At 62.9% G+C, this 16,393-nt stretch carries 30 protein-coding genes; 28 read left to right on the top strand and 2 right to left on the bottom strand.

The genetic code is table 11. The features are described 5' to 3' along the window. The 11 genes from C7455_RS19005 to C7455_RS18955 all read left to right on the top strand — a co-directional run. Positions 1–99, top strand: a 99-nt coding sequence (locus C7455_RS19005; RefSeq protein WP_146200044.1) for an EF-Tu C-terminal domain-related protein, incomplete at its 5' end; no start/stop codon positions are given. Positions 100–272: 173 nt separating this feature from the next. Next, positions 273–581, top strand: coding sequence for a 30S ribosomal protein S10 (gene rpsJ / locus C7455_RS19000; RefSeq protein WP_109670966.1), 309 nt, complete (start codon positions 273–275; stop codon positions 579–581). Between the two features lie 13 nt (positions 582–594). After that, positions 595–1,446, top strand: coding sequence for a 50S ribosomal protein L3 (gene rplC, locus C7455_RS18995; RefSeq protein WP_109670959.1), 852 nt, complete (start codon positions 595–597; stop codon positions 1,444–1,446). Then, positions 1,443–2,063 carry a 50S ribosomal protein L4 gene (gene rplD / locus C7455_RS18990; protein WP_109670957.1) on the top strand — a complete coding sequence of 207 codons (621 nt, stop codon included), beginning with the start codon at positions 1,443–1,445 and terminating at the stop codon, positions 2,061–2,063. Before rplC ends, rplD begins: the two co-directional genes overlap by 4 nt. Next, positions 2,060–2,356: a 50S ribosomal protein L23 gene (locus tag C7455_RS18985; RefSeq protein ID WP_109670955.1), complete on the top strand. Its 297-nt coding sequence runs from the start codon at positions 2,060–2,062 to the stop codon at positions 2,354–2,356. Before rplD ends, C7455_RS18985 begins: the two co-directional genes overlap by 4 nt. 145 nt (positions 2,357–2,501) lie before the next feature. Beyond that, a complete protein-coding gene (gene rplB, locus C7455_RS18980) occupies positions 2,502–3,344 on the top strand; it encodes a 50S ribosomal protein L2 (protein WP_109670953.1) in 843 nt (280 codons plus the stop codon). Positions 3,345–3,347: 3 nt separating this feature from the next. Beyond that, a complete protein-coding gene (gene rpsS, locus C7455_RS18975) occupies positions 3,348–3,626 on the top strand; it encodes a 30S ribosomal protein S19 (RefSeq protein ID WP_109670951.1) in 279 nt (92 codons plus the stop codon). A gap of 3 nt (positions 3,627–3,629) precedes the next feature. Continuing rightward, entirely contained in the window at positions 3,630–4,010 is a 381-nt protein-coding gene (gene rplV, locus C7455_RS18970; RefSeq protein WP_109670950.1) for a 50S ribosomal protein L22, read from the top strand. Further along, positions 4,010–4,714, top strand: a complete 705-nt coding sequence (gene rpsC, locus C7455_RS18965) for a 30S ribosomal protein S3 (protein ID WP_109670948.1) — start codon at positions 4,010–4,012, stop codon at positions 4,712–4,714. The genes rplV and rpsC overlap by 1 nt, the downstream gene beginning before the upstream one ends. A gap of 12 nt (positions 4,715–4,726) precedes the next feature. Continuing rightward, the gene (gene rplP / locus C7455_RS18960; protein WP_109670947.1) at positions 4,727–5,140 is read left to right on the top strand and encodes a 50S ribosomal protein L16; all 414 of its coding nucleotides are present in this window, start codon (positions 4,727–4,729) and stop codon (positions 5,138–5,140) included. Between the two features lie 171 nt (positions 5,141–5,311). Beyond that, on the top strand, positions 5,312–5,932 hold the full coding sequence (locus tag C7455_RS18955; protein ID WP_109670945.1) for a TIGR02466 family protein: 621 nt from the start codon (positions 5,312–5,314) through the stop codon (positions 5,930–5,932). Positions 5,933–6,289: 357 nt separating this feature from the next. Here the strand turns inward: C7455_RS18955 and C7455_RS18945 are convergent, their stop codons facing one another. Continuing rightward, positions 6,290–6,682 (bottom strand): type II toxin-antitoxin system death-on-curing family toxin, encoded by a 393-nt coding sequence (locus C7455_RS18945; protein WP_109670943.1) that lies wholly within the window; start codon positions 6,680–6,682, stop codon positions 6,290–6,292. Next, entirely contained in the window at positions 6,679–6,903 is a 225-nt protein-coding gene (locus tag C7455_RS18940; protein ID WP_109670942.1) for an AbrB/MazE/SpoVT family DNA-binding domain-containing protein, read from the bottom strand. The genes C7455_RS18945 and C7455_RS18940 overlap by 4 nt, the downstream gene beginning before the upstream one ends. 176 nt (positions 6,904–7,079) lie before the next feature. On the opposite strand from C7455_RS18940, the gene rpmC reads away from it, so the two are divergent. The 17 genes from rpmC to C7455_RS18855 all read left to right on the top strand — a co-directional run bounded on the left by rpmC (position 7,080) and on the right by C7455_RS18855 (position 16,288). Beyond that, entirely contained in the window at positions 7,080–7,289 is a 210-nt protein-coding gene (gene rpmC, locus C7455_RS18935) for a 50S ribosomal protein L29 (protein WP_109670940.1), read from the top strand. Then, positions 7,289–7,522, top strand: a complete 234-nt coding sequence (rpsQ, locus tag C7455_RS18930) for a 30S ribosomal protein S17 (RefSeq protein WP_109670939.1) — start codon at positions 7,289–7,291, stop codon at positions 7,520–7,522. The genes rpmC and rpsQ overlap by 1 nt, the downstream gene beginning before the upstream one ends. Positions 7,523–7,605: 83 nt before the next feature. Further along, a complete protein-coding gene (gene rplN, locus C7455_RS18925; RefSeq protein WP_107975769.1) occupies positions 7,606–7,974 on the top strand; it encodes a 50S ribosomal protein L14 in 369 nt (122 codons plus the stop codon). Further along, positions 7,974–8,285, top strand: a complete 312-nt coding sequence (rplX, locus tag C7455_RS18920; RefSeq protein WP_109670937.1) for a 50S ribosomal protein L24 — start codon at positions 7,974–7,976, stop codon at positions 8,283–8,285. Before rplN ends, rplX begins: the two co-directional genes overlap by 1 nt. Beyond that, a complete protein-coding gene (rplE, locus tag C7455_RS18915) occupies positions 8,278–8,838 on the top strand; it encodes a 50S ribosomal protein L5 (protein WP_109670936.1) in 561 nt (186 codons plus the stop codon). The genes rplX and rplE overlap by 8 nt, the downstream gene beginning before the upstream one ends. Before the next feature lie 18 nt (positions 8,839–8,856). Beyond that, the gene (rpsN, locus tag C7455_RS18910; RefSeq protein WP_109670934.1) at positions 8,857–9,162 is read left to right on the top strand and encodes a 30S ribosomal protein S14; all 306 of its coding nucleotides are present in this window, start codon (positions 8,857–8,859) and stop codon (positions 9,160–9,162) included. A gap of 12 nt (positions 9,163–9,174) precedes the next feature. Continuing rightward, entirely contained in the window at positions 9,175–9,567 is a 393-nt protein-coding gene (gene rpsH, locus C7455_RS18905; RefSeq protein ID WP_109670933.1) for a 30S ribosomal protein S8, read from the top strand. A 13-nt stretch (positions 9,568–9,580) separates the two neighbouring features. Continuing rightward, complete coding sequence (gene rplF / locus C7455_RS18900) at positions 9,581–10,114, top strand: 50S ribosomal protein L6 (protein ID WP_109670931.1); 534 nt, start codon at positions 9,581–9,583, stop codon at positions 10,112–10,114. A gap of 11 nt (positions 10,115–10,125) precedes the next feature. After that, positions 10,126–10,485: a 50S ribosomal protein L18 gene (gene rplR, locus C7455_RS18895; RefSeq protein WP_109670930.1), complete on the top strand. Its 360-nt coding sequence runs from the start codon at positions 10,126–10,128 to the stop codon at positions 10,483–10,485. A gap of 194 nt (positions 10,486–10,679) precedes the next feature. Beyond that, a complete protein-coding gene (gene rpsE, locus C7455_RS18890) occupies positions 10,680–11,288 on the top strand; it encodes a 30S ribosomal protein S5 (protein ID WP_109670928.1) in 609 nt (202 codons plus the stop codon). A gap of 5 nt (positions 11,289–11,293) precedes the next feature. Beyond that, positions 11,294–11,482 carry a 50S ribosomal protein L30 gene (gene rpmD, locus C7455_RS18885; RefSeq protein ID WP_109670926.1) on the top strand — a complete coding sequence of 63 codons (189 nt, stop codon included), beginning with the start codon at positions 11,294–11,296 and terminating at the stop codon, positions 11,480–11,482. Between the two features lie 123 nt (positions 11,483–11,605). Further along, positions 11,606–12,079: a 50S ribosomal protein L15 gene (rplO, locus tag C7455_RS18880; protein ID WP_109670925.1), complete on the top strand. Its 474-nt coding sequence runs from the start codon at positions 11,606–11,608 to the stop codon at positions 12,077–12,079. 130 nt (positions 12,080–12,209) lie between these two features. Beyond that, on the top strand, positions 12,210–13,580 hold the full coding sequence (gene secY, locus C7455_RS18875) for a preprotein translocase subunit SecY (protein WP_109670923.1): 1,371 nt from the start codon (positions 12,210–12,212) through the stop codon (positions 13,578–13,580). Positions 13,581–13,582: 2 nt separating this feature from the next. Continuing rightward, the gene (locus C7455_RS18870) at positions 13,583–14,155 is read left to right on the top strand and encodes an adenylate kinase (RefSeq protein WP_109670964.1); all 573 of its coding nucleotides are present in this window, start codon (positions 13,583–13,585) and stop codon (positions 14,153–14,155) included. Between the two features lie 228 nt (positions 14,156–14,383). Next, complete coding sequence (rpsM, locus tag C7455_RS18865; protein ID WP_109670921.1) at positions 14,384–14,752, top strand: 30S ribosomal protein S13; 369 nt, start codon at positions 14,384–14,386, stop codon at positions 14,750–14,752. A gap of 15 nt (positions 14,753–14,767) precedes the next feature. Next, entirely contained in the window at positions 14,768–15,157 is a 390-nt protein-coding gene (gene rpsK / locus C7455_RS18860; protein ID WP_109670920.1) for a 30S ribosomal protein S11, read from the top strand. Between the two features lie 114 nt (positions 15,158–15,271). Then, positions 15,272–16,288, top strand: a complete 1,017-nt coding sequence (locus C7455_RS18855) for a DNA-directed RNA polymerase subunit alpha (protein ID WP_109670918.1) — start codon at positions 15,272–15,274, stop codon at positions 16,286–16,288. Positions 16,289–16,393: the final 105 nt, after the last annotated feature.

Raw genomic sequence — 16,393 nt, 5'->3', positions numbered from 1 at the left:
CTGATCGCGCCGATCGCGATGGAAGACGGCCTGCGCTTCGCCATCCGCGAAGGCGGCCGCACCGTCGGCGCAGGCGTGGTGTCCAAGATCCTCGCCTGACTTCGCCCGCGGCGAAATCAGCCCGCCCATACGGGTAGGCCCTTGCACTGAGACAGGCCGCGCTGTAGAGCGCGGCCTTCACCGGCCAACAAGGCCGGATCAATGAAACCGGTTCGACGAGGGATCGCGCATCGCGCCGCCCTCCTCTCAACTGAAAGGAACAGACCATGGCGATTGCCAGCCAGAATATCCGGATCCGCCTCAAGGCGTTCGACTACCGGGTTCTCGACGCCTCCACCGCGGAGATCGTGAACACCGCGAAGCGCACCGGCGCTCAGGTCCGCGGGCCGATCCCGCTGCCCAACAAGATCGAAAAGTTCACGGTTCTCCGTGGGCCGCACATCGACAAGAAATCGCGCGACCAGTGGGAAATTCGCACCCACAAGCGTCTGCTCGATATCGTCGATCCGACCCCGCAGACGGTGGACGCGCTGATGAAGCTCGACCTCGCCGCCGGCGTGGATGTCGAGATCAAGGTCTGAGGGGGGACACGCGATGTTGCGCTCTGGTGTAATCGCCAAGAAGCTGGGCATGACCCGGCTGTTCATGGAAGACGGCCGTCAGGTTCCGGTGACCGTCCTTCACCTCGACAAGCTTCAGGTGGTCGCGCAGCGCACCCCCGAGACGGATGGCTACACCGCCGTCCAGCTGGGTGCCGGCACCGCCAAGGTCAAGCGCGTCTCCGCCCCGATGCGGGGGCATTTTGCAAAGGCCAGCGTTGAGCCCAAGCGCAAGCTTGTGGAATTCCGGGTGGATGCCGAGAACCTGCTGCCCGTCGGCGAGGAAATCATCGCTGACCACTACTTCGAGGGTCAGTTCGTCGACGTGTCCGGTACTTCGATCGGCAAGGGTTTCGCCGGTGCGATGAAGCGGCACAACTTCGGCGGTCTGCGCGCGTCGCACGGCGTGTCCGTCAGCCACCGCTCGCACGGCTCCACCGGCCAGTGTCAGGACCCGGGCCGCGTGTTCAAGGGCAAGAAGATGGCGGGCCACATGGGCGCTGCCCGCGTGACCACGCAGAACCTGCAGGTCGTGCGCACCGACAGCGACCGTGGCCTGATCATGGTCAAGGGCGCGGTGCCCGGCTCCAAGGGTGGCTGGGTCACGATCAAGGACGCGGTGAAGAAGCCCTTCCCCGAGAACGCGATCCTGCCCGCCGGTCTGAAGTCTGCCGCCGAGGAAGCCAAGCGCATGGCCGACGAGGCCGCAGCCCAAGCCGCCGCCGAAGAGGCCGCCGCAGCCAAGGCCGCCGCAGAGGCCGAACAGGCAGCGCTCGAGGCCGCCGAGGCCGAAGCCGCGACCGAGGCACCTGCCGAGGATACCGAGAAGAAGGACGGTGAGGCATGAAAATCGACGTCATCAAACTCGACGGCGGCACAGCCGGAACAGTCGATCTGGGCGAAGAAATCTTTGGCCTGGAACCCCGTGCTGACATTTTGCACCGTGTGGTCCGCTGGCAGCGCAACAACGCGCAGCAGGGCACCCACAAGGTCAAGACGCGTTCGGAGACCAGCTACTCGACCAAGAAGATCTACAAGCAAAAGGGCACCGGTGGCGCACGTCACGGTGACCGGAACGCCCCGATCTTCCGCAAGGGTGGTATCTACAAGGGCCCGACCCCGCGCAGCCATGGTCACGAGCTGACCAAGAAGTTCCGCAAGCTGGGCCTCAAGCACGCGCTGTCGGCCAAGGCTGCCGAGGGTAACCTCGTCGTCATTGACTCGGCCGCGATGGATGCACCCAAGACCGCAATGCTGGCCAAGCAGATCAAGAACCTTGGCTGGAAGCGGGCGCTGATCATCGACGGCGCACAGGTCGACGAGAACTTCGCCATGGCGGCGCGCAACATCGAAGGGCTGGATGTCCTGCCGTCGATGGGCGCGAACGTCTATGACATCCTCAAGCGGGACACCCTGGTCATCACCCGGGCCGGTCTCGAAGCTCTGGAGGCGCGCCTGCAATGACCGCGAAAGCCGCACATTACGACGTGATCCGCAAGCCGATCATCACCGAAAAGGCCACCATGGCGTCTGAAAACGGCGCAGTGGTCTTCGAGGTCGCGATCGAGGCGAACAAGCCGCAGATCAAGGAAGCCGTGGAGACCCTCTTCGGCGTCAAGGTGAAGGCCGTTAACACGACCATCACCAAGGGCAAGGTCAAGAAGTTCCGCGGGCGCACTGGCACCCGCAAGGACGTGAAAAAGGCCTATGTCACTCTCGAGGCGGGCAACACCATTGACGTCTCGACCGGGCTCTAATAGGCCGCAACATCTTATTGGCCCCGGGCGCGTCCCGGGGCCGTGACATTCCCCCGGTTCGCCGGGGATCCAAGCCGGGGACCTACGGGGCCCTACACATCTAAAACAGGGTTCACCCCCTGCAAAGCAACGGAAGACAGAAAGCATGGCACTCAAGTCGTACAAGCCGACGACGCCGGGCCAGCGCGGGCTGGTGCTGATCGACCGTTCGGAGCTTTGGAAAGGTCGCCCCGTCAAGGCCCTCACCGAGGGTCTGACGGGTAATGGCGGCCGGAACAACACCGGACGGATCACGGCACGCCGGCGCGGCGGTGGCGCAAAGCGTCTCTATCGCATCGTCGATTTCAAGCGGACGAAATTCGACATCTCGGCCACCGTCGAGCGGATCGAATATGACCCGAACCGGACCGCGTTCATCGCGCTGATCCGCTATGAGGATGGCGAACAGGCCTATATCCTCGCGCCTCAGCGTCTGGGCATCGGTGACAAGGTCGTGGCTTCGGCCAAGGCCGACATCAAGCCGGGTAACGCAATGCCCTTCTCGGGCATGCCGATCGGCACGATCGTCCACAACATCGAACTCAAGGCAGGCAAGGGCGGCCAGATCGCACGCGCCGCCGGCACCTACGCCCAGTTCGTCGGCCGCGATGGCGGCTATGCGCAGATCCGCCTGTCTTCGGGCGAATTGCGTCTGGTCCGTCAGGAATGCATGGCCACCATCGGCGCCGTGTCGAACCCCGACAACTCGAACCAGAACCTCGGCAAGGCCGGTCGCGTCCGTCACATGGGCAAGCGTCCGTCTGTTCGCGGTGTCGCGATGAACCCGATCGACCACCCCCATGGTGGTGGCGAGGGTCGTACCTCGGGTGGCCGTACGCCGGTTACGCCCTGGGGCAAGGACACCAAGGGTCGCCGGACCCGCAACAAGAACAAGGCGTCGCAAAAGCTGATTATCCGCTCGCGTCACGCCAAGAAGAAAGGGCGCTGATCCATGTCGCGTTCCGTCTGGAAGGGTCCTTTTGTCGACAGCTATGTCCTCAAGAAGGCCGAAAAAGCCCGGGAATCCGGTCGCAACGAGGTCATCAAGATCTGGTCGCGCCGTTCCACCATCCTGCCCCAGTTCGTCGGCCTCACCTTCGGGGTCTACAATGGCGCGAAGCACATCCCGGTGAACGTCACCGAGGAAATGATCGGCCAGAAGTTCGGGGAATATTCGCCGACGCGGACCTATTACGGTCACGCGGCCGACAAGAAAGCCAAGAGGAAGTAAGCCATGGGCAAGGATAAAAATCCCCGCCGCGTGGCGGACAACGAGGCGATGGCCAAGCTGCGCATGCTGAAGACCAGCCCGCAAAAGCTGAACCTGCTGGCACAGCTGATTCGCGGCAAGAAGGTCGAAAAGGCGCTCAGCGACCTGACCTTCTCCAAAAAGCGGATCGCGCTGGACGTGAAGAAATGCCTTCAGTCCGCTATCGCCAATGCCGAGAACAACCACGGCCTCGACGTCGATACGCTTGTCGTGACTGAGGCTTGGGTCGGCAAGAACCTGGTGATGAAGCGGGGCCGTCCGCGGGCCCGTGGCCGGTTCGGCAAGATTCAGAAGCCGTTCAGCGAGCTGACCATCAAGGTCCGCCAAGTCGAGGAGACTGTCTGATGGGACATAAAGTCAACCCGATCGGCATGCGCCTGCAGGTCAACCGCACCTGGGACAGCCGCTGGTATGCCGACACCAAGGAATACGGCAAGCTCTTGCTTGAAGACCTCAAGATGCGCGAGTTCATCAAGGAAGAGTGCAAGCAGTCCGGCGTCAGCCGTGTGATCATCGAGCGCCCGCACCGCAAGTGCCGGGTGACGATCCACACCGCTCGTCCGGGCGTGATCATCGGCAAGAAGGGCGCCGATATCGAAACCCTGCGCAAGAAGCTTGCCGCGCTGACCGCGTCGGAACTGCACCTGAACATCGTCGAGGTCCGCAAGCCGGAACTGGACGCCGCTCTGGTCGCGGAATCGATCACCCAGCAGCTGGAACGCCGCGTGTCGTTCCGCCGTGCGATGAAGCGCGCGGTGCAAAATGCCATGCGCATGGGCGCGCTCGGCATCCGGGTCAACGTCGCGGGCCGCCTTGGCGGTGCCGAGATTGCCCGAACCGAATGGTATCGTGAGGGCCGGGTGCCGTTGCACACGCTCCGCGCCGATATCGATTATGCCCTGTCCGAAGCAATGACCCCGTATGGGATCATCGGGGTCAAGGTCTGGATCTTCAAAGGCGAAATCCTCGAGCATGATCCGTCGGCCCGCGATCGCCGTCAGGCGGAGCTTCAGGAAGGTGGGGGCCCACGTCCCCGCCGTGACCGGTAAGGAGCGCGAGAGATGCTGCAACCCAAACGCACAAAGTTCCGCAAGGCACACAAGGGCCGCATCAGCGGCGAAGCAAAGGGCGGGTCTGACCTGACCTTCGGCACCTTCGGCCTCAAGGCGCTCCAGCCCGAGCGCGTGACCGCGCGCCAGATCGAAGCCGCCCGCCGGGCCATGACGCGCCACATGAAGCGTCAGGGCCGGGTGTGGATCCGGATCTTCCCGGATACGCCCGTCACCTCCAAGCCGGTCGAAGTCCGGATGGGTAAAGGTAAGGGTTCGGTCGATTACTGGGCCTGCAAGGTCAAGCCGGGCCGGATCATGTTCGAGATCGACGGCGTGAACGAAGAAACCGCGCGCGAGGCCCTGCGCCTGGCCGCGATGAAGCTGCCGATCAAGACCCGGACCGTGGTCCGCGAGGATTGGTAACACCAATCCGCGCGAGTGCGGTATAGGCAGTTTCGCAGAAACTGTCCGGGCCGCACCCCGGTAGAGAATAAAGAGCCTCCGACGCCGCAGCGTCGGGGGCTTTTTCTTTTCCCCGTTGCGTGATCGTGCGCCTGAAGGCACACCCTACCCAAACGCCCGAGGATCACGCCCATGCCAACGATCAAGTCGCTCTTCGTCACCCGCCTCTACCACGGCAAGCTGGCCGAGCTGGGCCCCGCCGTCGACCCCGACGAGCTGGAGGCGTCGTGCTTCTCCATCGCCGAGGATGACGAGGCCGGGCAGGAGTGGTGCGAGGAGAACGGGTTTCCCGGCTACACCTCCTATGCGTCGCTGACCGACTTGCCGTGGCGCTTCCCGATCTTCAAGACGTTGGTGGCCGCCCTCGACGCCCATGTCGCGGCCTTCGTCACCGACCTGGAATTCGACCTCGAGGACCGCAATCTGGTGCTGGAGGATATCTGGATCAACATCCTGCCCGAGGGAGGCATCCACACCAGCCACATCCACCCCCATTCGGTGATTTCCGGCACGACCTATGTCGTGGTCCCCCCCGGCGCAAAGTCGATCAAGCTGGAAGACCCGCGCCACGCCATGATGATGGCCGCCCCCGCCCGCCGCCCGCACTGTCGCGAGGAATTGCGCGCCTTCGTCTATCCGGGGCCGCAGGCGGGCGACGTGCTGCTGTGGGAGTCGTGGCTGCGCCACGAGGTGCCGATGAATATGGACGAGGACGACCGGGTAAGCGTGAGTTTCAACTATCGGTGGGAGTGAGATAAGGTCGGTGTGCACAGGTCAAAAGTGGGCGGAAGTTGTTGAAAAAATTTAAATACGTTGTCTACAAGATCACGTTCCCAAACGGAAAAATCTACGTCGGCAAGGATATTGGTTACGATGGGCACACGATCCGGTATTTCGGTTCGTGGGACTATCGCCGGGTGGAAGCCGACTTCTCCAAGGAAGAGTTGATGGACTTCACCATTCGGCGTGAAATCCTCTTTGAAGGTGACGACAAGATTGAAGTTGGCAAGGTCGAAATGGCGTGCATCTCTCGCCTACAGTCCAACAACCCCGACATAGGATACAATCGGGTCCCAAAATGGCGCGGCGATGTAATGGATGCTCATAGCACTAGCTCGACATCACAAATGTCTGCCCTGCCAGCCACTCCGCAAATGGTTTCTCCGTCATCCCGCCTGCCGCGAGATTCTCCATCATCCTGACACCTTCTTCCGGGTCCGGCCGCATCTGCAACCCGTTCAGCCGCAGGAAGGTCAGCGTGGTAACGAAAGCCGTCCGCTTGTTCCCGTCGACGAAGGCATGAGCCTTGCAGATGCCAAAGGCATAGGCTGCGGCCAGCACATGCAGGTCCCGCTCGCCATACACAGCGCGGTTCATAGGCCGAGCACAGGCCGCCTCGAGCAAGGTGAGGTCGCGCAACCCCGGCGCACCTCCGTGGCGCGCGATCTGGCGGTCGTGGAAGGAAATGACGGCGCGTAGTGGCACCCAGGCGGGCTGGCTCACGCCAGCGCCTGCAGCAGGTCCCTGTTCTCGTCCATCACCGCTTCGCCCGCGGCAAGGGCTGCCGCCAGTGCCGGGTCATTGGCCATGATACGCAACGACCCGTCGTCGCCCCGCACGACATAGAGGGTGTCACCCTCCTTGGCGTCGAGGATGGCCAGCATCTCGGCGGTCAGGGTCATGACGGCCGAGTTGCCGACCTTGCGGATTCTGGTTTCGATCATGGCGCACCTCGGGGTTATACGTTCGTATATACTGACAGGTCCGGGACGGCAAGGAATATGGGGTTGCGGCATCCCCGCTTTGCGCCTATACGCGCCCTCTATTCACCGAGCTCCACGGGAATCGGCGTGACCCTGCGTTGCAGGGGCGTCCTCGTGATGTTGAAAGGACCAAGGCGATGAACGCCACTGATCTTCGCGAGAAGACGCCGGACCAGCTGCGCGATCAGCTTGTTCAGCTCAAGAAGGAGGCCTTCAACCTCCGCTTCCAGCAGGCCACTGGCCAGCTTGAGAACACGGCCCGCATGCGCACCGTCAAGCGTGACGCCGCGCGCGTGCTGACCATCCTGAATGAAAAAGCGACCGCCGCAGCAGGGGAGGCCAACTGATGCCCAAGCGTATCCTGTCCGGCACCGTCACGTCCAACGCCAACGCCCAAACCGTCACCGTGTCGGTCGAGCGTCGCTTCAAGCACCCGGTTCTTGCCAAGACCATCCGGAAGTCCAAGAAGTACCGCGCCCACGACGAAAACAACCAGTTCAACGTCGGCGACACCGTCCGTATCCAGGAATGTGCGCCCAAGTCGAAAACCAAGCGCTGGGAGGTGCTGGAGCGCGTCTGACGCACCCCAAGCACATCTCGGTTTGATCGAAACCCCGGGGTCAATGTCCTGAAAAGGCGGCCCCGGACGTCGGGAGAAACCAAATGATCCAGATGCAGACCAATCTGGATGTGGCTGACAATTCCGGTGCCCGGAAAGTTCAGTGCATCAAGGTCCTCGGCGGTTCGCACCGCCGCTATGCCTCGGTCGGCGACATCATCGTGGTGTCGGTGAAAGAGGCCATTCCGCGCGGCCGCGTGAAAAAGGGTGATGTCCGCAAGGCCGTCGTCGTGCGCACCGCCAAGGAAGTGCGCCGCGAAGACGGCACCGCCATCCGCTTCGACCGCAACGCCGCCGTCATCCTCAACAACAACAACGAGCCGGTCGGCACCCGTATTTTCGGGCCGGTGGTTCGTGAGCTGCGCGCGAAGAACTTCATGAAGATCATCTCGCTCGCGCCGGAGGTGCTGTAATGGCTGCCAAGCTGAAAAAAGGCGACAAGGTCCTCGTGTTGGCCGGCAAGGACAAGGGCAAGCAGGGTGAGATCACCCAAGTGATGCCCCAGGATGGCAAGGCCATTGTGGACGGCGTAAACATCGCCATCCGCCACACCAAGCAAAGCCAGACCAGCCAGGGCGGCCGCATTCCGCAGGCGATGCCCATCGCGCTGTCGAACCTTGCGCTGCTCGACAAGAACGGCAAACCGACCCGCGTCGGCTTCAAGATCGAAGACGGCAAGAAGCTGCGCGTCGCCAAGACCACGGGGGACGTGATCGATGCTTGATACTGCAACCTATACCCCGCGCCTCAAGTCCTTCTACCGCGAGACGATCAAGCCCGCGCTGAAGGAAGAGTTCGCCTATAAGAACGACATGCAGATCCCCCGGCTCGACAAGATCGTGCTGAACATCGGCTGTGGCTCTGAATCGGTGCGCGACTCGAAAAAGGCGAAATCGGCGGTCGACGACCTGTCCACCATCGCCGGTCAGCAGGCAGTGCCCACCATCGCCAAGAAATCGATCGCAGGCTTCCGGGTCCGCGAAGGCATGACGCTGGGCGCCAAGGTCACGCTGCGCGGTGACCGGATGTACGACTTCCTCGACCGTCTGATCACCGTCGCGATGCCCCGCATCCGCGACTTCCGGGGTGTGAAGCCGGCCTTCGACGGCCGCGGCAACTTTGCGATGGGGATCAAGGAACACATCGTGTTTCCCGAGATCAACTTCGACAAGGTCGACGAGGTCTGGGGCATCGACGTGATCATCGTCACCAACGCGGCATCCGATGCCGAGGCGAAGGCGCTGCTCAAGCACTTCAACATGCCGTTCAACGCCTGACGCAGGAGGGACACTCACATGGCAAAAGTTTCCATGGTCGAACGCGAACTCAAGCGTCAAAAGCTGGTGGCACAATACGCCACCAAGCGCGCGGCGCTGAAAGAAATCGCAAACGACGACACCAAGCCGATGGAAGAGCGCTTCAAGGCGCGCCTGAAGCTGGCCAAGCTGCCGCGCAATTCGTCGCCCAGCCGTCTTCACAACCGTTGCCAGCTCACCGGGCGCCCCAAGGCGTATTACCGCAAGCTGAAAATGTCGCGGATCATGCTGCGTGATCTGGCCTCGATGGGTCAGATCCCCGGCATGGTCAAGTCGAGCTGGTAAGGAGATCCAGAGATGAATGATCCTATCGGCGATATGCTGACCCGCATCCGCAACTCGCAGATGCGTGGCAAATCCACCGTCATGACCCCGGCCTCCAAGCAGCGCGCGCGCGTTCTGGATGTGCTGGCCGACGAAGGATACATCCGTGGCTATGCGCCCGCGACCGACAAGAACGGCCACCCGGCCTTCGAGATCAGCCTGAAGTACTACGAGGGCACTCCGGTCATCCGCGAGCTCAAGCGCGTTTCGAAACCCGGCCGCCGCGTCTATCTGGGCGTTGGCGACATTCCGCAGGTCCGTCAGGGTCTGGGCGTTTCCATCGTCTCCACGTCCAAGGGCGTGATGACCGATGCCACCGCCCGTTCGCAGAATGTCGGCGGCGAAGTGCTCTGCACCGTGTTCTGAGGAGGAACGGCACATGTCTCGTATTGGGAAAAAACCGGTCGAGCTGCCGTCGGGGGTTTCTGCCTCCGTCTCCGGCCAGACCGTCGAAGTGAAGGGGCCGAAAGGCACCCGCAGCTTCACTGCAACCGACGACGTCACGCTGACGGTCGCCGACAACACCGTCGCGGTCACGCCGCGCGGCAAGTCCAAGCGTGCGCGCCAGCAGTGGGGCATGTCGCGCTCCATGGTCCAGAACCTGGTGACCGGCGTCAGCGCGGGCTTCAAGAAAGAGCTTGAGATCCAGGGCGTCGGCTACCGTGCCAACGCGCAGGGCAATGTCCTGAAATTGGCACTTGGCTACAGCCATGATGTCGACTTCGCCGTTCCGGCAGGCGTCACCGTGACCACGCCCAAGAACACCGAAGTGGTGATCGAAGGCATCGACGAACAGCTCGTCGGCCAGGTGGCCGCCAACATCCGCGAGTGGCGCGCGCCGGAGCCCTACAAGGGCAAGGGCATCCGCTACAAGGGCGAGTATATCTTCCGCAAGGAAGGCAAGAAGAAGTAAGGGCGACGCACATGGCACTGAGCACAAGAGACCTGTTCCAGAAGCGCCGCCAGCGCAACCGGAACAAACTGCGCGCGATGGCGAACGGGCGTCCCCGTCTGTCCGTTCATCGTTCGAACAAGAACATCAGCGTCCAGCTGATCGACGACGCCAAGGGGGTCACCTTGGCCTCTGCCTCGTCGCTCGAAAAGGATCTGGGCGTTGTCGGCAAGAACAACCTGGAGGCTGCCGGCAAGATCGGCGCCGCCATTGCCGAGCGGGCCAAGGCGGCCGGCGTGGAAGAAGTCTACTTCGACCGCGGCGGTTTCCTGTTCCACGGGCGCATCAAGGCCTTGGCCGATGCAGCGCGTGAAGGTGGTCTTAAGTTCTGACCGGGGGTGTGGGCAGATTGCCCACCTTACGGCCAAGGCACCTCGTAGGGTGGGCAATCTGCCGGCCCCGCGCGGCGCGAAAATGCTGCAGGGCGCGCCCCATGGCGCGCCTTCGATGATCGGGGAAGACACGCTTCACCACGATCGAGTTGAACCGGCGCCCGCGGGTGCCTCTGATGACAAGGACATGCCACATGGCAGAACGTGAACAGCGCGATAACCGGGGCGAACGGGGCGATCGCAACCGTGGCCGCCGCCGCGAAGAGCGTGAGGAAACGCCGGAATTCGCAGAACGCCTCGTGGCGATCAACCGCGTATCCAAGACGGTGAAGGGCGGCAAGCGCTTTGGCTTTGCGGCACTTGTCGTCGTTGGCGACCAGCGCGGCCGCGTCGGTTTCGGCAAGGGCAAGGCCAAAGAGGTGCCCGAGGCGATCCGCAAGGCGACCGAACAGGCCCGCCGCCAGTTGATCCGCGTGCCGCTGCGCGAAGGCCGCACCCTGCACCATGACATGGAAGGCCATCATGGCGCCGGCAAGGTCGTGATGCGCTCCGCCGCGGAAGGTACCGGCATCATCGCCGGCGGTCCGATGCGCGCCGTGTTCGAGATGCTGGGCGTCAAGGACGTTGTGGCAAAGTCGACCGGGTCGCAAAACCCCTACAACATGATCCGCGCCACGCTCGACGGTCTGACCAAGGAAACCTCGCCCCGCCAGATCGCCGCACGCCGCGGCAAGAAGGTGGCCGATATCCTGCCCAAGCGTGACGGTCACCCCGCCGCCGAAGCCGTCGCAGAGGAGGCCTGAGATCCATGGCAAAAACCATCGTCGTCAAGCAGATCGGCTCTCCGATCCGTCGTCCCGCAGACCAGCGTGCCACGCTGATCGGGCTGGGCCTGAACAAGATGCACAAGACCCGCGAGCTTGAGGATACCCCCTCCGTCCGCGGGATGGTCAACAAGATCCCGCATCTGGTCGAAATCATCGAGGAGCGTGGCTGATCCTGCCACGCCTCTCAAGATCGGGGCAGGGGCCGCAGGCCCTACCCCGTCCCTGACACACAAGACGCCGCGTCCCTGCCAGTTTCGCTTCAAGGCAGGTGTTCCGGCTCAAGGAGAAGCGACATGAAACTGCATGAACTGCGCGACAATCCCGGCGCCGCCAAAAAGGCCAAGCGCATCGCCCGTGGCCCCGGCTCGGGCAAGGGCAAGACCGCCGGGCGCGGCATCAAGGGCCAGAAATCCCGCTCGGGTGTTGCGATCAACGCCTATGAGGGCGGCCAGATGCCGCTCTACCAGCGTCTGCCCAAGCGCGGCTTCAACAAGCCCAACCGCAAGGATTACGCGGTGGTCAACCTTGGCCTGATCCAGAAATTCGTCGAACTGGGCAAGATCGACGCCTCGGCGCCGATCACCGAGGACGCATTGGTTGCCTCCGGCCTCGTGCGCCGCAAGCTCGATGGCATCCGTGTGCTCGCCAAGGGTGACATCACCATAAAGCTGACGATCGCGGTCACCGGCGCCTCCAAGGCGGCCATCGAGGCGGTCGGAAAAGCAGGCGGGACACTGACCGTCGCGCAAGCGGTGGCAGCCGAGTAACACCGGGCGGGGGGCTGCGGCCCCCCGACGCTTGTGGGCGGGGCCATCTCCGCTTACATACCCCAAAAGTCTTTACGCGCCGCAGGACCGCAAGACCGGTCCGCGGCGCATTGCCCATCAGAGAGGCGTCATGGCATCAGCAGCGGAGCAAATGGCCGCGAACATGAGCTGGGGGGCGTTCGGCAAGGCGACCGAACTGCGCCAGCGCATCTGGTTCACCCTTGGCCTTCTGATCATCTATCGCATCGGCACCTATATCCCCGTGCCCGGTATCGACGGCGTGGAACTGCGCGCTTTCTTCGATCAGGCGGCGGCGGGACTGGGCGGCGTGCTCAACATGTTCACCGGCGGCGCGCTGAGCCGTATGGGCGTCTTTGCCCTCGGGATCATGCCCTATATCTCGGCCTCGATCATCGTGCAGCTCATGGCAGCCATGGTGCCCGCCCTTGAGCAGCTGAAGAAAGAAGGCGAAAGCGGCCGCAAGAAGCTCAACCAGTATACGCGCTACGGCACCGTATTGCTGGCAACTGCGCAAGCCTACGGCCTTGCCGTCAGCATGGAATCGGGCGGCCTTGCCTCGGACCCGGGCTGGTTCTTCCGTGCGGCCTGCGTCATCACGCTGGTTGGTGGCACGATGTTCCTGATGTGGCTGGGCGAACAGATCACCCAGCGCGGCATCGGCAACGGCATCTCGCTGATCATCTTCGTCGGTATCATCGCGGAAATCCCCGCGGCGCTGGCGCAGTTCTTCGAGAGCGGCCGGTCGGGATCGTTGACCACGGCGGCGGTGTTGGGCGTCATCGCCATGCTGATTGCCACATTGTTTTTCGTCGTGTTCATGGAGCGCAGCCTGCGCAAGATCCACATCCAGTATCCGCGCCGTCAGGTGGGGATGAAGGTCTACGACGGCGGCTCCAGCCACCTTCCCGTCAAGGTGAACCCCGCTGGCGTGATCCCGGCGATCTTCGCCTCGTCGCTTTTGCTGTTGCCGACCACGCTGACCACCTTCTCGGGTGGCGAGGCGGCGGGGCCGGTGATGTCTTGGGTGCTGGCCAACTTCGGCCCCGGTCAACCGCTCTACCTGCTGTTCTTCGGCGCGATGATCGTGTTCTTCACCTATTTCTATACGCTCAACGTGTCCTTCAAGACCGATGACGTGGCCGACAACCTCAAGAACCAGAACGGCTTCATCCCCGGCATCCGTCCCGGCAAGAAGACCTCCGAGTATCTGGAATATGTCGTCAACCGTATCCTCGTTCTGGGCTCCGCCTATCTGGCGCTCGTGGTCCTCCTGCCCGAGATGGTGCGCACCAACCTCGCCATCACGGCCTATTTCGGCGGCACGTCGATCCTCATCATCGTCTCGGTCGGCATGGATACCGTGCAGCAGATCCAGAGCCACCTTCTGGCCCATCAATACGAGGGCCTGATCGAGAAATCGCAACTGCGCGGCCGCAAATCTGGCACGCGCAAGCCGTCCAAGGGCCCGCAGCGCAGATGAGCGTGAACATCATCCTTCTGGGTCCGCCGGGGGCGGGCAAGGGCACGCAGGCGGGCATCTTGACCCAGACTCGCGGCCTCAAGCAATTGTCCACCGGCGACATGCTCCGCGCCGCGCAAGCCTCGGGCAGCGAGATGGGCAAGCGCGTGGCCGAGGTGATGGCCAAGGGCGATCTGGTCACCGATGACATCGTCATCGGTCTGATCCGCGAGCAACTGGAACAAGGTGGGTCGGGCTTCATCTTCGACGGATTCCCCCGCACGCTGGCGCAGGCCGATGCGTTGGGTCATCTGCTCGACGAGATGGGGCAGGGGCTCGATGCCGTGATCGAACTCAAGGTCAACGATGATGTGCTGGTCGACCGGATCGTGGGTCGCGCCGAACAGGCGCGGGCGGCCGGTCAGCCGGTGCGCGCCGACGACAACGCCGAAAGCCTCAGAACCCGCCTCATGGCCTACTACAAGCAGACCTCGCCGCTGGTGGGCTATTACCATGCCAAGGGATTGCTGCGCGGCGTGAACGGTCTGGGCGAGATCGACGAGGTCGCTGGGGATATCGGGCAGATCGTCGGCTAAAGGTCCGGGGGTCAGATTTCTCTTGACACCAACTCCGGTGCGCCACTTGACGCTCCGGCCGAATGCGCCTACACGGCGACTTCCCTTCGGGAATCAGGGTCGATCACCGGGCATCCGTTGCCTAGATCACCCCATGAGCAAGGGTCCTCCGGTTCGCCGGATCAAGGGCTCCGAGTTGTGAAAAAAGGGCCTGGCATCACGGGCTCGCAACGAAAAGGACAGACGACCTTGGCACGTATCGCAGGGGTGAACATCCCCACGTCCAAGCGCGTTCCCATCGCGCTTACCTATATCACAGGCATCGGCCCCGCATCGGCCAAGCAGATCTGTGACGCCGTCGGCATCGATCAGACCCGGCGCGTCAACCAGCTGTCTGATGCCGAAGTGCTTCAGATCCGCGAGCATATCGACGCCAACTTCACCGTCGAGGGCGATCTGCGCCGCGAGACGCAGATGAACATCAAGCGCCTGATGGACCTCGGCTGCTACCGCGGCCTGCGTCACCGCCGCAACCTGCCCGTTCGCGGCCAGCGGACCCACACCAACGCACGCACGCGCAAGGGCCCCGCAAAGGCCATCGCCGGCAAGAAGAAATAAGGGAGGGCTGGTTCAATGGCACGCGATCGTCGTCCCGCAAAGCGCAAGGTTTCCAAGAACATCGCCGCAGGCGTTGCACATGTGAATTCCTCGTTCAACAACACCAAGATCCTGATTTCCGACGTGCAGGGCAACGCGATTGCCTGGTCGTCGGCAGGCACCATGGGCTTCAAGGGCTCGCGCAAATCGACGCCCTTTGCCGCCCAGATGGCCGCCGAGGATGCCGGCAAGAAGGCGCAGGAACACGGCGTCAAGACCCTTGAGGTCGAGGTGCAGGGCCCCGGTTCGGGTCGTGAATCCGCGCTGCGCGCGTTGGCCGCCGCTGGCTTCCAGATCACGTCGATCCGCGACGTGACCCCGATGGCCCATAACGGCTGCCGTCCGCCCAAGCGCCGTCGCGTCTGAGGCATAGCGATTTACCCCGGCGGGCCGCGCGACCTTTGCGCGGTCCGCTGACGTCATTTTGATCCTCGAGCGTGCCGCGGCTGGATCGCCAAGGCACAAGAATGGAGGCGACGCATGATCCACAAGAATTGGCAGGAACTCATCAAGCCCGCGCAGCTGGTTGTCCAGCCGGGCACCGATCCTTCGCGCAAGGCCACTGTCGTGGCCGAACCGCTGGAGCGGGGCTTTGGCCTGACGCTCGGCAACGCGCTCCGCCGCGTGCTGATGAGCTCGCTGCAAGGCGCGGCCATCACCAGCGTTCAGATCGATGGTGTATTGCACGAATTTTCCAGCGTCGCGGGCGTTCGTGAGGATGTGACCGACATCGTCCTGAACCTCAAGGGCGTCGCCATCCGCATGGAGGCCGATGGCCCCAAGCGCCTGTCGGTCTCGGCCAAGGGTCCCAAGGTGGTGACGGCTGGCGACATCTCGGAAAGCGCAGGCATCGAGATCCTCAACAAGGATCACATCGTCTGCCATCTCGACGATGGCGCGAGCCTTTACATGGAACTGACGGTCAACACCGGCAAGGGCTATGTATCGGCCGACAAGAACCGCCCCGAGGATGCGCCCATCGGCCTGATGCCGATTGACGCGATCTATTCGCCGGTCAAGAAAGTGTCCTATGACGTGCAGCCAACCCGCGAGGGGCAGGTGCTCGACTATGACAAGCTGACTCTCAAGCTGGAAACTGACGGCTCGATCACGCCCGATGACGCGGTGGCCTATGCTGCCCGTATCTTGCAAGACCAGCTGTCGATCTTCGTGAACTTCGACGAGCCCGAGGCCGCTGGCCGCGCGGATGATGACGACGATCTCGAATTCAACCCGCTGCTGCTCAAGAAGGTGGACGAGCTGGAACTGTCTGTCCGCTCGGCCAACTGCCTGAAGAACGACAACATCGTCTACATCGGCGACCTGATCCAGAAGACCGAGGCGGAAATGCTGCGCACCCCGAACTTCGGTCGCAAGTCGCTCAACGAGATCAAGGAAGTGCTTTCGGGCATGGGTCTGCATCTCGGGATGGATATCGTCGACTGGCCGCCAGACAACATCGAGGAACTGGCCAAAAAGTACGAAGACAACTTCTGATGGGCAGGGGGCCTTGCGCCCCCTCTCCCGACCCCGGGCAATTCTGCCCCAATAGGTGAGAGGCCTGCACGCACGGGCCTCCGGACAAAGCAAAATGTATGATGG

This window comes from Roseicyclus mahoneyensis (assembly GCF_003148775.1).
GTDB classification, from domain to species: domain Bacteria; phylum Pseudomonadota; class Alphaproteobacteria; order Rhodobacterales; family Rhodobacteraceae; genus Roseicyclus; species Roseicyclus mahoneyensis.
Note: the sequence above shows the minus strand (reverse complement) of the source record. Positions and strands in the feature narration are given on the sequence as shown.

Excerpts from the sequence above, each read along its gene's own strand:
- rplC (WP_109670959.1), top strand. The coding sequence starts at position 595 with ATGTTGCGCTCTGGTGTAATCGCCAAGAAGCTGGGCATGACCCGGCTG.
- rplD (WP_109670957.1), top strand. The coding sequence starts at position 1,443 with ATGAAAATCGACGTCATCAAACTCGACGGCGGCACAGCCGGAACAGTC.
- C7455_RS18985 (WP_109670955.1), top strand. The coding sequence starts at position 2,060 with ATGACCGCGAAAGCCGCACATTACGACGTGATCCGCAAGCCGATCATC.
- rplB (WP_109670953.1), top strand. The coding sequence starts at position 2,502 with ATGGCACTCAAGTCGTACAAGCCGACGACGCCGGGCCAGCGCGGGCTG.
- rpsS (WP_109670951.1), top strand. The coding sequence starts at position 3,348 with ATGTCGCGTTCCGTCTGGAAGGGTCCTTTTGTCGACAGCTATGTCCTC.
- rplV (WP_109670950.1), top strand. The coding sequence starts at position 3,630 with ATGGGCAAGGATAAAAATCCCCGCCGCGTGGCGGACAACGAGGCGATG.
- rpsC (WP_109670948.1), top strand. The coding sequence starts at position 4,010 with ATGGGACATAAAGTCAACCCGATCGGCATGCGCCTGCAGGTCAACCGC.
- rplP (WP_109670947.1), top strand. The coding sequence starts at position 4,727 with ATGCTGCAACCCAAACGCACAAAGTTCCGCAAGGCACACAAGGGCCGC.
- C7455_RS18955 (WP_109670945.1), top strand. The coding sequence starts at position 5,312 with ATGCCAACGATCAAGTCGCTCTTCGTCACCCGCCTCTACCACGGCAAG.
- C7455_RS18940 (WP_109670942.1), bottom strand. The coding sequence starts at position 6,903 with ATGATCGAAACCAGAATCCGCAAGGTCGGCAACTCGGCCGTCATGACC.
- rpmC (WP_109670940.1), top strand. The coding sequence starts at position 7,080 with ATGAACGCCACTGATCTTCGCGAGAAGACGCCGGACCAGCTGCGCGAT.
- rpsQ (WP_109670939.1), top strand. The coding sequence starts at position 7,289 with ATGCCCAAGCGTATCCTGTCCGGCACCGTCACGTCCAACGCCAACGCC.
- rplN (WP_107975769.1), top strand. The coding sequence starts at position 7,606 with ATGATCCAGATGCAGACCAATCTGGATGTGGCTGACAATTCCGGTGCC.
- rplX (WP_109670937.1), top strand. The coding sequence starts at position 7,974 with ATGGCTGCCAAGCTGAAAAAAGGCGACAAGGTCCTCGTGTTGGCCGGC.
- rplE (WP_109670936.1), top strand. The coding sequence starts at position 8,278 with ATGCTTGATACTGCAACCTATACCCCGCGCCTCAAGTCCTTCTACCGC.
- rpsN (WP_109670934.1), top strand. The coding sequence starts at position 8,857 with ATGGCAAAAGTTTCCATGGTCGAACGCGAACTCAAGCGTCAAAAGCTG.
- rpsH (WP_109670933.1), top strand. The coding sequence starts at position 9,175 with ATGAATGATCCTATCGGCGATATGCTGACCCGCATCCGCAACTCGCAG.
- rplF (WP_109670931.1), top strand. The coding sequence starts at position 9,581 with ATGTCTCGTATTGGGAAAAAACCGGTCGAGCTGCCGTCGGGGGTTTCT.
- rplR (WP_109670930.1), top strand. The coding sequence starts at position 10,126 with ATGGCACTGAGCACAAGAGACCTGTTCCAGAAGCGCCGCCAGCGCAAC.
- rpsE (WP_109670928.1), top strand. The coding sequence starts at position 10,680 with ATGGCAGAACGTGAACAGCGCGATAACCGGGGCGAACGGGGCGATCGC.
- rpmD (WP_109670926.1), top strand. The coding sequence starts at position 11,294 with ATGGCAAAAACCATCGTCGTCAAGCAGATCGGCTCTCCGATCCGTCGT.
- rplO (WP_109670925.1), top strand. The coding sequence starts at position 11,606 with ATGAAACTGCATGAACTGCGCGACAATCCCGGCGCCGCCAAAAAGGCC.
- secY (WP_109670923.1), top strand. The coding sequence starts at position 12,210 with ATGGCATCAGCAGCGGAGCAAATGGCCGCGAACATGAGCTGGGGGGCG.
- rpsK (WP_109670920.1), top strand. The coding sequence starts at position 14,768 with ATGGCACGCGATCGTCGTCCCGCAAAGCGCAAGGTTTCCAAGAACATC.
- C7455_RS18855 (WP_109670918.1), top strand. The coding sequence starts at position 15,272 with ATGATCCACAAGAATTGGCAGGAACTCATCAAGCCCGCGCAGCTGGTT.